Raw genomic sequence first — 14,278 nt, 5'->3', positions numbered from 1 at the left:
GGTGCTTCTTCTGCGAGTAACGTCAATTGCTGTGGTTATTAACCACAACACCTTCCTCCTCGCTGAAAGTACTTTACAACCCGAAGGCCTTCTTCATACACGCGGCATGGCTGCATCAGGCTTGCGCCCATTGTGCAATATTCCCCACTGCTGCCTCCCGTAGGAGTCTGGACCGTGTCTCAGTTCCAGTGTGGCTGGTCATCCTCTCAGACCAGCTAGGGATCGTCGCCTAGGTGAGCCGTTACCCCACCTACTAGCTAATCCCATCTGGGCACATCCGATGGCAAGAGGCCCGAAGGTCCCCCTCTTTGGTCTTGCGACGTTATGCGGTATTAGCTACCGTTTCCAGTAGTTATCCCCCTCCATCGGGCAGTTTCCCAGACATTACTCACCCGTCCGCCACTCGTCACCCAAGGAGCAAGCTCCTCTGTGCTACCGTTCGACTTGCATGTGTTAGGCCTGCCGCCAGCGTTCAATCTGAGCCATGATCAAACTCTTCAATTTAAGTTTGATGCTCGTGAATTAAACTTCGTAATGAATTACGTGTTCACTCAGAGACTTGGTATTCATTTTTCGTCTTGCGACGTTAAGAATCCGTATCTTCGAGTGCCCACACAGATTGTCTGATAAATTGTTAAAGAGCAGTGCCGCTTCGCTTTTTCTCAGCGGCGCGGGGTGTGCATATTACGCCATCCCGCTACAGAGTCAAGCGTTTATTTTCGCTTTTCTCCGCTGACCCGGCGGTTTGTAATCCGTTGTTCCGTGTCAGTGGAGGCGCATTATAGGGAGTTATTTCAGGCTGACAAGGGGAAATTTAAAATAACTTTCCGAGTGCGTGTTTTTTCAGCAAAACCACCATTAACATGCCATAAAATAAGCAAATTGCCGTTTTTGCAGCCGCAATAACACTTCCAGGTGGCATACTAATGAATAAGAAATAAAGTAAGGAAAACCATTCATGCCGTTAAATGCCCAACAGCTAGCCGCACAGAAAAACCTGTCCTACGTTCTGGCCGAAAAGCTGGCTCAGCGAATATTAAAAGGTGAATACGCACCGGGCGCTATATTGCCTGGCGAAATAGAGCTGGGTGATCAGTTTGGCGTGAGTCGTACCGCGGTAAGAGAAGCGGTAAAGACGTTAACGGCAAAAGGTATGGTATTACCGCGCCCGCGTATTGGTACACGCGTCATGCCGCAGGCAAACTGGAACTTCCTCGACCAGGAGCTGCTCACCTGGTGGATGACAGAAGATAATTTCTCTCAGGTCATTAAACATTTTCTGGTGATGCGTATCAGCCTGGAGCCTCAGGCGTGTTTACTGGCGGCGACTATAGGTACGGCAGAACAGAAAGCGCATCTCAACACGCTGATGGAAGAAATGGTCGAGCTGAAAAGAAACTTCAGACGCGAGCGTTGGATTGAGGTTGATATCGCCTGGCATGAACACATCTATGAAATGAGTGCGAACCCGTTCCTTATCTCCTTCGCGTCACTCTTCCATTCCGTTTACCAGACCTACTTTACCTCTATTACCTATAACGACGTGGTCAAGCTGGATTTACACCAGTCCATTGTCGACGCAATAGATGAGAGCGATGGCGATCGCGCCTTCGCTGCCTGTCAGGCATTGCTGATAGCACCGAACGTGCTACCGGATAAATAATATGTCAGAAAAGAAATCACGCAGTATGGCCGGGCTACCGTGGATAGCAGCCATGGCCTTTTTTATGCAGGCACTAGACGCCACGATCCTCAATACCGCCTTACCCGCAATAGCACACAGCCTTAACCGCTCTCCGCTCGCCATGCAGTCAGCCATTATCAGTTACACCCTGACGGTCGCGATGCTGATCCCGGTGAGTGGATGGCTGGCAGACAGGTTTGGTACCCGGCGCGTCTTTATGATAGCTGTTAGCCTGTTTACGCTGGGTTCGCTGGCCTGTGCGCTGTCCAGCTCCCTAAGCGAACTGGTGATTTTCCGCATCATTCAGGGCATTGGCGGCGCTATGATGATGCCCGTTGCCCGTCTGGCATTATTACGTGCTTACCCCCGCAGCGAACTGCTTCCCGTGCTTAACTTCGTAACCATGCCTGGACTTGTGGGGCCGATTTTAGGCCCGGTATTGGGCGGTGTACTGGTCACGTGGGCCAGTTGGCACTGGATCTTCCTGATTAATATTCCAATTGGGGTTGCCGGTATCTTCTATGCCCGCAAATATATGCCGAACTTCACCACGCCGCGCCGCGGTTTTGATATGACCGGTTTCTTTCTGTTTGGTTTGAGCCTGGTGTTGTTTTCCAGCGGGGTAGAGCTGTTCGGTGAGAAGCTTGTCGAGACCTGGATAGCGCTCAGCATTATTCTTGCCAGCATTCTGTTACTGCTCGCCTACATTCGCCACGCGCGTCGTCACCCAACGCCGCTAATATCGCTTCCTATATTTAAGACCCGAACTTTTTCCGTCGGGATCGCCGGAAACCTTGCCACTCGTCTGGGTACAGGGTGCGTGCCCTTCTTAATGCCGCTAATGTTGCAGGTAGGCTTTGGATACCCGGCGCTGATCGCCGGTTGCATGATGGCGCCAACGGCGCTGGGATCAATACTGGCGAAATCAATGGTGACGCAGGTGCTGCGCCGGCTCGGCTACAGAACCACACTGGTGGGTGTTACGGTATTTATCGGCCTGATGATTGCGCAGTTCGCATTGCAATCTCCCGCCATGCCGGTCTGGATGTTGATCCTGCCGTTGTTCATTTTGGGTATGGCGATGTCCACCCAGTTTACCTCCATGAATACCATCACTCTGGCAGACCTGACCGATGAAAACGCCAGCAGCGGCAACAGTGTGCTGGCCGTTACTCAGCAGTTATCAATCAGTTTAGGGGTCGCCATCAGCGCTGCCGTTCTGCGTATCTATGAAGGTATGGAAGGAACCAATACGGTCGAGCAGTTCCACTACACCTTTATGACGATGGGCGCTATCACGGTAGTGTCTGCGCTGATGTTCATGCTGCTAAAAGCAAAAGATGGACGTAACCTGATTAAAGAGCGACATAATCCTAAACCGACCCCCGCTCCATCAAAACAGGAGTAAGTTGCAGGCGCTGTTGCTGTAATGCGGGCTGCGCCATCCGGTGGATTAATACATCGATGGCTAGTTCGCCCAGTTCATCTTTTGGTTGATGGATGGTCGTCAGCGGCGGCGTCATATAGCGCGCCAGCTCGATATCATCATAACCCACCACCGCCATATCCTGCGGAATGCGCAATCCCGATTGGTACAGAGCCTGATACGCGCCAACCGCCATGGCATCATTGCCGGTAAAAACGGCCTGCGGTCGCTGTTTATGCGACAGCAACGTTTGCATAGCTTCAAAGCCGCCGCCGAACTCAAAGTCACCGGTAATCTCGTAACCTTCCGGGACCGGCAACCCCGCCCGCTTCATTGCCGCCCGATATCCTTCCAGACGTAAACGCGCCGGAGTTTTATCCAGCGGCCCGGTGATGCAGGCAATGCGCGTAAAACCTTTTTCGATAAGATGTTGAGTGGCTAAATCCCCGCCCAACAGGGAGTTATCCTGGATCAGATCGCTTTCACCATCAAAAGGCGACCAGTCCATCATGACGGTCGGTATAGAAGGATAGCGTTGCATGATCTCCCTGGAAGGTTGATGTGTTTCCGTGCAGAGCAGCAGCAAGCCGTCCACCCGTTTTTGCATTAACGTTTCCAGATTACGGTTCATGCGCTGTTCATCACCTTCGGTATTGCACAGCACCAGGCTGTAACCGCGTTCAAAACAACTACGTTCAACGCCGCGCACCAGCTCGGAATAAAAGGGGTTGGTACTGGCAGTGATTAACATGCCAATAGTGTGGGTCTGGTTTAACTTGAGACTACGCGCCAGTGCTGAGGGCGCGTAGTTAAGCTCTTTAATCGCCGCTTCAACTTTGTCAGTGACAGACTCACTGACAAAGCGATCTTTATTAATGACGTGAGAAACCGTCGACGTGGAAACCCCCGCCAGGCGGGCGACGTCCTTCATTGTAGCCAAGCGTTACCTCTGTTGACTTAAAAACGCTTCTATTTCTTCGCGCCATGGAACGGAAGGCTGTGCGCCCTTACGGGTGACCGCAATCGCCGCAGCGGCATGTGCAAATCGGATAGCTTCAGGCAGCGGAGTCTCTTCCAGTAACGCTGTAATTAACGCGCCGTTAAAGGTATCCCCAGCGGCGATGGTATCAACGGCGTCCACTTTAAACCCTGGCACACGCTGACCTTCACCATTTACGCTGGCCCACACCCCGCGACTGCCTAAGGTAATCAGTACAGTATGGATCCCCTTCGCGTGCAATGCCTGCGCAGCTTTGGCCGCGTCTTCATCGTTTTCAACCCGGATCCCCGTGAGCTTTTCAGCCTCGGTTTCATTCGGGGTAATAATATCCACCAGCGCCAGCAGTTCGTCAGAAAGTTCACGTGCCGGGGCCGGGTTAAGGGCTACCGTGGTCTTATTTTGATGTGCAATCTTTGCCGCAGCCAGTACGCTTTCGATCGGTGACTCTAACTGCATCAGTAAGGCAGACGCCTGGGCAATACGCTCATGCTGAGCTTCCACCAGCGCAGGCGAAAGTGCCGCGTTCGCACCAGCATGAATGCCGATGACGTTCTCACCTTCACCATTCACAAAAATCAACGCCACACCGGTCGATTCCCCAGAAATTACGCTAATCGGCGCAATATCGATATTATCTTTGGCTAACTGTTTACGAACACTTTCGCCAATATCATCATCACCCGTACAGGCAATAAATGCGATATTCGCGCCACTACGCCCCGCAGCAACAGCCTGATTCGCGCCTTTACCACCAAATGCGACCTGATAATGGTTACCGGTTACGGTTTCACCAGGTGTCGGGAAAGCGTTAAGGTTGAGGATGTGATCGGCATTGATACTGCCAAGAACAACGAGGTTGCCTGCGGTTTTCATATTTGGTGTTCCAAGTCAAAGTGCGCCACCGGATTAGGGTGGCGCGTGCCCTGCTTTTCTTTTTACGCCTTCATCCCCAAAACCCGATACGGGGATGGCGTCTTTATGTCTCCATCAGGCCGCGAGCGACCTGAATCGGTATTACTGCTTGATGACCAGCTTCAGGTCAACCGGATATTTAGCCTGAACCTTCTCGCCTTTCAGGACTTTATCCGCAGTCTCAACGCCTTTCGCGCCGATCTGATCCGGCAGCTGAGCAATGGTCGCAGCCAGTTTGCCATCATTTACTGCTTTTTCGCCATCTGGAGTACCGTCAAATCCAACCACCATCACATCAGATTTACCCGCAGTTTGCAGTGCGCGCAGCGCACCCAACGCCATTTCATCGTTCTGGGCAAATACGGCCTGCACGTCAGGATGCGCGGTAAGCAGGTTCTGCATGACGTTCAGACCTTTGGTGCGGTCGAAGTCGGCCGGCTGGCTGGCCAGTACGTTAAATTTGTGTGCCGCAACAGCCTGCTGGAAACCTTCGCCACGCTCACGCGCCGCTGAAGTACCGGCAATACCCTGCAGTTCGATAACTTTCGCGCCTTCACCCGCTTTCTTCGCGATGTAATCGCCCGCAATCTTACCGCCCAGCACGTTATCAGATGCAATATGGCTTACTACTTCGCCTTTGGACGCAACGCGGTCAAGGGTGATAACCGGAATTTTCGCCTGGTTAGCCATCTTCACAGCGTTACCAACAGCATCGGAGTCTGTCGGGTTAATCAGCAGAATTTTAGTTCCACGAACCGTTAAATCCTGAACGTTAGCCAGCTCTTTCGCCGGGTTGTTCTGTGAGTCCAGAATCACCAGGTTGTAGCCCAGCTTATCAGCCTCTTTTTGCGCCCCGTCCTTCAAAGAAACAAAGAACGGGTTGTTGAGGGTGGAGACCACCAGCGCAATGGTATCTTTCGCCATCGCATTCGCGCTCACGGTGGCGCTCAGCGCAACAGCAGAAACCAGGGTAGCCAGTTTTTTCATGTTCATATTTAAGATGTCCTGTAATCGTTGTTACTGCTTTTTGTTGTCTACCAGTACCGCCAGCAAAATCACCACCGCTTTAACGATCATCTGGTAATAAGAGGATACACCTAACAAATTCAAACCATTATTGAGGAAACCAAGAATCAATGCGCCGATCAGCGTCCCAACAATACGTCCTTTACCGCCAGCCAGGCTGGTACCACCTAACACCACCGCGGCGATAGCATCCAGCTCATAGCCAGTACCTGCCGTCGGTTGCGCAGAGGAGAGGCGCGCTACTTCAATGATGCCCGCCAGCGATGCCAGCAGACCACACAGGGAGTAAACGATAATTTTGATTTTACTTACGCTGATACCGGACAGGCGCGTTGCCGCTTCGTTACCGCCCAGCGCATAGATATAACGACCCAGACGAGTGTGGTGCAGCATGTACCACGCCGCGAGGAAGACAATCCCCATAATCCACACAGGCGTAGGGACGCCTAACGGACGACCAATACCAAACCAGCCAAACAGATCGGCATTGTCAGTAAACCCGGTATTAACCGGACTGCCGTTGGTGTATACCATGGTCACACCACGCAGCAGCAGCATCATCACCAGGGTCGCGATAAACGCCTGTACCCGGCCTTTCGCGACAATCACCCCGGTTACCGCACCAATAGCAGCACCGAGCGCCAGGGCCGCAGCGACAGCCACCAGCGCATTGACTTCAATCCCTACAATGGAAGCCGCAACCGCACCGGTAAGCGCCAGCAAAGAACCGACAGACAGATCGATCCCCGACGTCAGGATAACCAGCGTCATGCCAACGGCCATGATGGCGTTCACCGACGTTTGCTGGAGGATGTTGAACAGGTTATTAACGGTAAAAAAGTTAGGGCTCATGGTGGAAACAATCGCGATCAGCACTAACAGAGCGATGAGCGACTTTTGCTCCAGAAGCCATGCTTTAGTGAAATAACGGCGACCAGAAACAGCCTGGGTAGTCATCTTTTTTACTCCTGATTCACGCGATTAAGCTTGCCCACAGCGGCAGCCATTAATACTTCTTGAGTGGCCTGCTCGCGAGTGAACTCACCGCCGAGATGCCCTTCATGCATAACGATAATTCGATCGCTCATGCCCAATACTTCTGGCATCTCAGAGGAGACCAGAATGATGCTCAGCCCATCGGCCTTAAACTGGTTGATAAGCTGATAGATTTCTTTTTTAGCCCCAACGTCAACACCGCGCGTTGGTTCATCGAGGATCAGGACTTTTGGTCGGGTCATCAGACCGCGCGCAATCGCCACTTTCTGCTGATTACCGCCAGAAAGCAGACCGATAGCCTGTTCCATCGATGGCGTTTTAACATTGAACAGACGAATAAAATCACCTACCGCCTGCTGCTCGTCTTTATGTTTAAGGCTTCCACCAGCGCGACTGAAATAACGCAGCGCGGTTAGTGACATGTTCTCTTTCACCGACATGCCCAGCACTAAACCATCGCGTTTACGGTCTTCAGAAATATAGACGATGCCGTTAGCCAACCCATCCTGCGGCGAACGGGTGACCACTTCATGGCCATCAAGCGTGACGTAACCGCTGGTGCGCGGCAATGCGCCGTACAACACTTTCATCAGCTCGGTACGTCCGGCCCCCATCAGCCCCGATACGCCAAGGATCTCGCCTTTACGCAGCGTGAATGAAACATCGTTTACGCCAGGGCCGCACAGGTTATCGACCTTCAGGCGAATGTCACCCGGCGCTTTTTCCAGGCGCGGGTATTGATCTTCCAGCTTACGTCCCACCATCATTTCAATCAGCGAGTCTTCGGTCAGCGAGGCGACTTCACGCTCGGCAATAAACTGCCCGTCGCGAAAAACGGTCACGTCGTCACAAATCTCGAAGATCTCTTTCATGCGGTGAGAAATATAGACAATGCCGCGTCCCTGGGATTTAAGTTCGCGAATGACGCGGAACAGGGATTCTGTTTCGGTATCGGTGAGCGCATCCGTCGGCTCATCCATAATGATGACCTTCGATTCAAAGCTCAGCACTTTGGCAATTTCAACCATCTGCTGATCGCCAATCGACAGTTCACCGACCAGTCTGTCGCTTTTAAAGCGCAGATTCAGTTTGGCAAGCAGCAGATCGGCTTCGGCGTACATCTTCTTCCAGTCAATTTTGCCAAAGCGATTAACGAACTCACGGCCAAGAAAAATGTTCTCGGCAATAGTGAGTTGCGGGATCAAATTCAGCTCCTGGTGGATGATACCGATTCCAGCTTCCTGGGAGGATTTAGGGCCGTTAAAGGTGGTCTCTTTTCCCAACCACAATAAAGAACCGGCATCACGGGTATAGATCCCGGTCAGCACTTTCATCATGGTGGATTTGCCCGCGCCGTTTTCGCCCACCAGCGCCATTACGCGGCCTGGGTAGACATTCAGCGCGGCGCCGGATAGCGCTTTTACGCCCGGGAACGCTTTATCGATCCCTTTGAGTTGCAGTAATGCGTTCATGATGGCCTCAGAACGTGACGCCAGCACAGAGAATGATATTCGCATACGGAGAACACTCTCCGCTGCGAATTACCGCCTGACTGTCTGCGGTTTGTTTTTTGAATTGTTCATGCGTGGTGTAACGAATTTCTATGGTGTTTCCCTGGTGTTGTTGCAGTTGCTCAATGTGGCTGAGCAACGTTTCGTGGAGTTGCGGATTATGTTGTTTAATTTCCGTCGCGAGAATGGCCGCCTCGACCTGCATTTCACGTGTCACCACATCCAGTACCTGCATAAAAGAAGGTACGCCCTGGGTTAATGCCATATCGATACGCGTTGTGCTATTCGGGATGGGTAAACCTGCATCACACACCACCAGCGTATCGGTATGCCCCAGACGGGAGATCACCGATGAAATTTCAGAGTTGAGTACCGTGCCTTTCTTCATTTTCTTTCCCCACTAGCGAAACGTTTCGCTGAAGATAAGTGTAGAGCGAAGAGTGGAGATAAAACCACCGCGAAGTTACGAAAATGTGATCGCCATCGAAACGTTTCGCAAGGATTATCATTCGATGGAATGAAAACTGGGAGGGACAAAACAAAACGCCCCCTTTCGCGATGAAAGAGGGCGTCGATGAGATTAAATCTCGACCTGAGTACCGAGCTCAATAACCCGGTTAGGTGGGATTTCAAACTGGTCCGGGGCGCGCAGCGCATTGCGTTGTAGTAGCAGATACAGCTTGCCGCGCAGACGCAGATACCATGGTCGTTTGCCAACAATCAACGACTCATGCGACATGAAGAACGAGGTTTCCATCATCCGACAGCTTAAGCCTTCCAGACCGCAGCGATGGAACACTTCTTCAACGTTCGGCGTTTCGCGCCAACCGTAGCTGGCCACCACGCGCCAGAAGGTGGGCGATAACTGCTCAATCTGCACCCTACGCACATTGTGAACATATGGCGCATCTTCCGTGCGCAGCGTCAGCAGAATAACGCGTTCATGCAGGACCTTGTTATGTTTGAGGTTATGCAGTAGCGCAAACGGGATGACGTTCAATGCACGAGACATGTACACCGCCGTTCCCGGCACGCGTACCGGTGGTGATTTCTCCAGAGAGGCAATCATCGCCTCCAGAGAGTTACCGTGCTCATGCATGCGACGCAGCAGACGGAAACGCTCGCTTTTCCAGGTAGTCATGATGGTGAACATCACCAGACCCAGCGTCAGAGGCAGCCAACCGCCGGAAATCAGTTTATCGAGGTTCGCGGAGAACAGCGGAACATCGACGCACAAGAACGCCACCAGGATCAGGAAGACGAAGTATTTATTCCAGTGCCAGTTTTTGCGCGCCACGGTGGTCGACAGAATTGAGGTCAGCACCATTGTCCCCGTCACCGCAATCCCGTACGCCGCAGCCAGATTGCTGGAGTGTTCAAAGCTCACAATCACAATAACCACTGCAAAATAGAGCATCCAGTTAACGAAAGGAATGTAGATCTGGCCCGACTCCATTTCCGAGGTATGGATGATACGCATCGGTGATAAATACCCCAGACGCACGGCCTGACGCGTCAGTGAGAAGACGCCGGAGATAACCGCCTGTGAAGCGATAACCGTTGCCAGCGCGGCGAGGATCAGGAGCGGTATCAACGCCCAGTCCGGCGCCAGCAGGAAGAACGGGTTTTTTATCGCTTCAGGATGCTTTAACAGCAACGCCCCCTGACCAAAATAGTTGAGTACCAGCGAAGGCAATACCACGGAGAACCATGCCAGGCGAATCGGCAACTTACCAAAGTGGCCCATATCCGCATACAGCGCTTCAACACCGGTAATCGACAACACCACCGCACCCAGCGCAATAAAGGACAACGTTTTGAATTCGAGGAAGAAATGCACCGCCCAATATGGATTGAGCGCCTGCAGCACTTCCGGATTGCCAATAATACTGCGCACGCCTAACACCGCCAGCGTCAGGAACCACAACAGCATAATCGGCGCAAACAGCTTACCGACCATGCCGGTACCGTGTTTTTGAATCAAAAACAGCAGGGTCAGTACGATTATCGAGAGCGGAACAATCCAGGTATCCAGTTGCGGGGCAATGATCTCCAGACCTTCAATCGCCGACATCACCGAGATAGCAGGCGTTATCACCACTTCTCCATAGAAGAAGCTGCCGCCAATCAACCCCATAATCACCAGCATGGAGGTTGTTCGTGCTGAAGTATTACGCCCGGCCAATGACATCAGCGTCAGGATCCCGCCTTCTCCGGCGTTATCCGCGCGCATGACAAACGTCAGGTATTTAATGGAGACAACAAAGATCAGCAGCCAGAAAATCAGCGAGAGAAAGCCAAATACGGCATCACGTTCAACGCCAAAACCAAACTGGCCGGACAAACATTCACGAAGCGTATAAAGTGGGCTGGTACCAATATCACCGTAGACAACCCCAATGGCCGCAAGGGTAATCGCAGACAATGATTGTTTATTATCAGTGCTCATAGACTCGTCTTTCGTTTATACACATCATCTTTCAAGCCACCTCCGCGTGAGCTGCATTCGTTATTCCCCCCATCCCAGAAGAAAACTCCATTGCCGCCTTGGTGCAGCTTGATTGATTTGGTGTATATATAAGAAATGTGTGCGTCGTCCCTTGGCCCACAAAAAGGCGCACAGTATGCACGATTAATCGCAAAATCGTACCCCTAAATGAGACCAGATTAATCTGGCTCAAAGAAAAATAAGCGCACCTTCAGTCTATTACTGCACTGGTGTGAAGCATCTATACTCGCTGTTTATGCAGTACATTTGGCGAAAGGACGCCACTTCATTATGGCTCACCCACATTTATTAGCGGAAAGAATTTCCCGTCTGAGCAATGCGCTGGAAAAGGGACTTTATGAACGTAGCCACGCCATTCGTCTGTGTCTGCTGGCTGCACTTAGCGGCGAGAGCGTTTTCTTATTAGGTCCTCCCGGGATCGCGAAAAGCTTAATTGCCCGCAGACTGAAATTTGCCTTTCAAAATGCTCGCGCCTTCGAATATCTGATGACGCGCTTCTCTACGCCGGAAGAGGTTTTCGGCCCGCTGTCCATTCAGGCGTTAAAAGACGAAGGTCGCTATGAACGCTTAACGGCAGGCTATCTCCCTGAAGCTGAAATCGTCTTTCTCGATGAAATCTGGAAGGCGGGACCGGCGATTCTTAACACCCTGCTGACCGCCATCAACGAACGCCACTTCCGCAACGGCGCGCATGAAGAGAAAATCCCGATGCGCCTGCTGGTGGCAGCCTCCAACGAACTGCCTGAAGCAGACAGCAGCCTGGAAGCGCTGTACGACCGTATGCTGATTCGTCTGTGGCTGGATAAAGTCCAGGACAAGGCCAACTTCCGCTCGATGCTGTTAAGTCAGCAGGATGAAAGCGACAATCCGGTCCCGGCATCGTTACAGGTAACGGATGAAGAGTATTACCAGTGGCAAAAGGACATTGGCGCCATCACGCTTCCCGATCGCGTGTTTGAGCTTATTTTCATGCTGCGCCAGCAGTTGGACACGCTACCGAATGCCCCCTACGTGTCCGATCGTCGCTGGAAAAAAGCCATTCGCTTGCTCCAGGCCAGCGCCTTCTTTAGCGGACGTGATGCGGTAGTTCCCATCGATCTGATCCTGCTGAAAGACTGCCTGTGGTACGACGCACAAAGCCTGAATTTAATGCAGCAGCAGCTGGAAATATTGATGACCGGACACGCATGGCAACAGCAAGCCATGCTGACCCGTCTGGGCAGTATTGTGCAGCGCCGCATTCAGCTCCAGCAGCAGCAAAGCGATAAAACAGCATTCACCGTGATCCGTCAGGGCGGCATGTTCAGCCGTCGTCCTCATTATGATTTACCGCCGGAGGCCACGTCTTCCGTCGTGACATTACTACTGCAAAAGCCCTTAAAGCTGCATGATATGGAAGTAATCCATATTGCTTTCGAACGTAGCGCGCTGGAACTGTGGTTAACCAAAGGTGGTGAGATCCGCGGAAAATTAAACGGCATCGGTTTTGCCCAGACGCTGAACATGGAAGTGGATAGCGCGCAGCACCTGGTTGTACGCGACGTCAGCTTACAAGGCTCTCGCCTGGCATTGCCCGGTACATCACAAGAGAGTATGCCCGCTGAAATAAAACAGGAGCTTGAAGCGCTCGATAACGAGTGGCATCAGCAGCACAGCGCATTTAGCGAGCAACAAAAATGTCTGTTTATTCATAGCGACTGGTTAGGCCGCATTGAGGCCAGTCTGCAGGATGTCGGGGCACAAATCCGCCAGGCGCAACAATGCTGACCCTTGATACGCTCAACATCATGCTGGCAGTCAGTGAAGAAGCGATGATCGAAGAGATGATCGTCGCCCTACTGGCTTCTCCGAAGATGGTGGTATTTTTTAACAAATTCCCTCGCCTTAAAAAAGCGATCACTGACGATATTCCCCGCTGGCGTGAATCTTTGCGTAGCCGCCTCAAAGATACCCATGTACCGCCGGAGTTAGCGGAAGAAGTCATATGCTATCAACAAAGCCAGCTCCTCTCTCATGCGCAGTTTATCGTCCAGCTACCGCAAATATTGTCGCTATTGCACCACCTCCATTCGCCATGGGCCGGACAAGCGCAGCAGTTGGTCAATGACAACAGCGCGTTTACGCCTGCCCTACATACGCTTTTTCTCCAGCGCTGGCGCCTGAGCCTGGTGGTGCAAACCACAACGCTGAATCAGCAACTGCTGGAAGAAGAGCGCGAGCATTTGCTCAGTGAAGTACAGGAACGGATGACCCTCAGCGGGCAACTGGAACCCGTACTGGCAGAAAATGACAACGCCGCAGGCCGGTTGTGGGATATGAGCGCAGGTCAAATCAAGCGCGGTGATTATCAGTTGATGGTGAAATATGGCGAATTCCTGACGCAACAACCTGAACTCCAGCGTCTGGCTGAGCAGTTAGGCCGTTCCAGAGAAGCGAAATCCGTACCGCGAAAAGATGCGCCAATGGAAACTTTCCGTACCCTGGTGCGCGAACCGGCAACCGTCCCGGAGCAAGTAGATGGCATCCAGCAAAGCGACGATATCCTGCGCCTGCTGCCGCCGGAACTGGCCACGCTGGGCATTACCGAACTGGAATACGAGTTCTACCGACGACTGGTGGAAAAGCAGCTGTTGACCTATCGCCTGCACGGCGAAGCATGGCGTGAGAAAGTCACGGAACGCCCTGTGGTGCATCAGGATTTTGACGAGCAACCGCGCGGACCGTTTATCGTCTGCGTTGATACTTCGGGATCGATGGGCGGCTTTAATGAGCAGTGTGCGAAAGCCTTTTGCCTGGCGCTAATGCGCGTCGCCCTTGCCGATAACCGACGCTGTTTCATCATGCTGTTTTCAACAGAAGTAGTGCGCTATGAGCTATCCGGCCCGGAGGGTATTGAACAGGCGATCCGTTTTTTAAGTCAGCGCTTTCGCGGCGGTACCGATATTGCCAGCTGTTTTCGCGCCATTACTGAGCGCATGCAGGGTCGGGAATGGTTTGATGCTGATGCGGTGGTGATCTCAGATTTTATCGCTCAGCGATTGCCCGATGAGGTTGTCAGCAAAGTGGGGGAATTACAGCGGGTGCACCAACACCGTTTTCATGCGGTGGCGATGTCAGCACATGGTAAACCCGGTATCATGCGCATTTTCGATCATATCTGGCGCTTTGATACCGGGATGCGAAGCCGCCTGCTCAGACGCTGGCGGCGTTAATT

The 14,278-nt window shown here is 52.3% G+C and carries 11 protein-coding genes and 1 rRNA gene (1 of these 12 cut by a window edge); 4 read left to right on the top strand and 8 right to left on the bottom strand.

Annotation, left to right across the window (positions count from 1 at the left end):
- Positions 1 to 504 (bottom strand): 16S ribosomal RNA (locus OGV65_RS12385); it reaches 1,038 nt to the left of the window's first position.
- A 454-nt stretch (positions 505 to 958) separates the two neighbouring features.
- On the opposite strand from OGV65_RS12385, the gene OGV65_RS12380 reads away from it, so the two are divergent.
- A complete protein-coding gene (locus OGV65_RS12380; RefSeq protein WP_181221007.1) occupies positions 959 to 1,663 on the top strand; it encodes a FadR/GntR family transcriptional regulator in 705 nt (234 codons plus the stop codon).
- 1 nt (position 1,664) lies between these two features.
- Positions 1,665 to 3,092 (top strand): multidrug transporter subunit MdtD, encoded by a 1,428-nt coding sequence (mdtD, locus tag OGV65_RS12375; RefSeq protein ID WP_016157827.1) that lies wholly within the window; start codon positions 1,665 to 1,667, stop codon positions 3,090 to 3,092.
- On the opposite strand, the gene rbsR is transcribed toward mdtD, so the two are convergent.
- The 7 genes from rbsR to kup form a co-directional block, all read right to left on the bottom strand.
- On the bottom strand, positions 3,058 to 4,050 hold the full coding sequence (rbsR, locus tag OGV65_RS12370) for a ribose operon transcriptional repressor RbsR (RefSeq protein WP_016155093.1): 993 nt from the start codon (positions 4,048 to 4,050) through the stop codon (positions 3,058 to 3,060). The genes mdtD and rbsR overlap by 35 nt on opposite strands.
- 3 nt (positions 4,051 to 4,053) lie before the next feature.
- Positions 4,054 to 4,983, bottom strand: a complete 930-nt coding sequence (gene rbsK, locus OGV65_RS12365) for a ribokinase (protein WP_200108511.1) — start codon at positions 4,981 to 4,983, stop codon at positions 4,054 to 4,056.
- Positions 4,984 to 5,124: 141 nt separating this feature from the next.
- Positions 5,125 to 6,015, bottom strand: a complete 891-nt coding sequence (gene rbsB, locus OGV65_RS12360) for a ribose ABC transporter substrate-binding protein RbsB (RefSeq protein ID WP_003023760.1) — start codon at positions 6,013 to 6,015, stop codon at positions 5,125 to 5,127.
- 24 nt (positions 6,016 to 6,039) lie between these two features.
- Entirely contained in the window at positions 6,040 to 7,005 is a 966-nt protein-coding gene (gene rbsC / locus OGV65_RS12355) for a ribose ABC transporter permease (protein ID WP_003023762.1), read from the bottom strand.
- A gap of 5 nt (positions 7,006 to 7,010) precedes the next feature.
- Positions 7,011 to 8,516: a ribose ABC transporter ATP-binding protein RbsA gene (gene rbsA, locus OGV65_RS12350; RefSeq protein WP_003023764.1), complete on the bottom strand. Its 1,506-nt coding sequence runs from the start codon at positions 8,514 to 8,516 to the stop codon at positions 7,011 to 7,013.
- A gap of 7 nt (positions 8,517 to 8,523) precedes the next feature.
- On the bottom strand, positions 8,524 to 8,943 hold the full coding sequence (gene rbsD, locus OGV65_RS12345) for a D-ribose pyranase (protein ID WP_016155090.1): 420 nt from the start codon (positions 8,941 to 8,943) through the stop codon (positions 8,524 to 8,526).
- A 192-nt stretch (positions 8,944 to 9,135) separates the two neighbouring features.
- A complete protein-coding gene (kup, locus tag OGV65_RS12340; protein ID WP_003023768.1) occupies positions 9,136 to 11,004 on the bottom strand; it encodes a low affinity potassium transporter Kup in 1,869 nt (622 codons plus the stop codon).
- Positions 11,005 to 11,334: 330 nt separating this feature from the next.
- On the opposite strand from kup, the gene ravA reads away from it, so the two are divergent.
- A complete protein-coding gene (gene ravA, locus OGV65_RS12335) occupies positions 11,335 to 12,831 on the top strand; it encodes an ATPase RavA (RefSeq protein WP_047358450.1) in 1,497 nt (498 codons plus the stop codon).
- On the top strand, positions 12,825 to 14,276 hold the full coding sequence (viaA, locus tag OGV65_RS12330) for an ATPase RavA stimulator ViaA (RefSeq protein ID WP_016155088.1): 1,452 nt from the start codon (positions 12,825 to 12,827) through the stop codon (positions 14,274 to 14,276). Before ravA ends, viaA begins: the two co-directional genes overlap by 7 nt.
- The last annotated feature ends 2 nt before the right edge of the window (positions 14,277 to 14,278 follow it).

Origin of the sequence: Citrobacter sp. Cb004 (assembly GCF_030337065.1) — a bacterium.
Lineage (GTDB): Bacteria > Pseudomonadota > Gammaproteobacteria > Enterobacterales > Enterobacteriaceae > Citrobacter > Citrobacter braakii.
The sequence above is the reverse complement of the archived record's forward strand: the minus strand, read 5'-3'. Positions and strand labels throughout refer to the sequence as shown.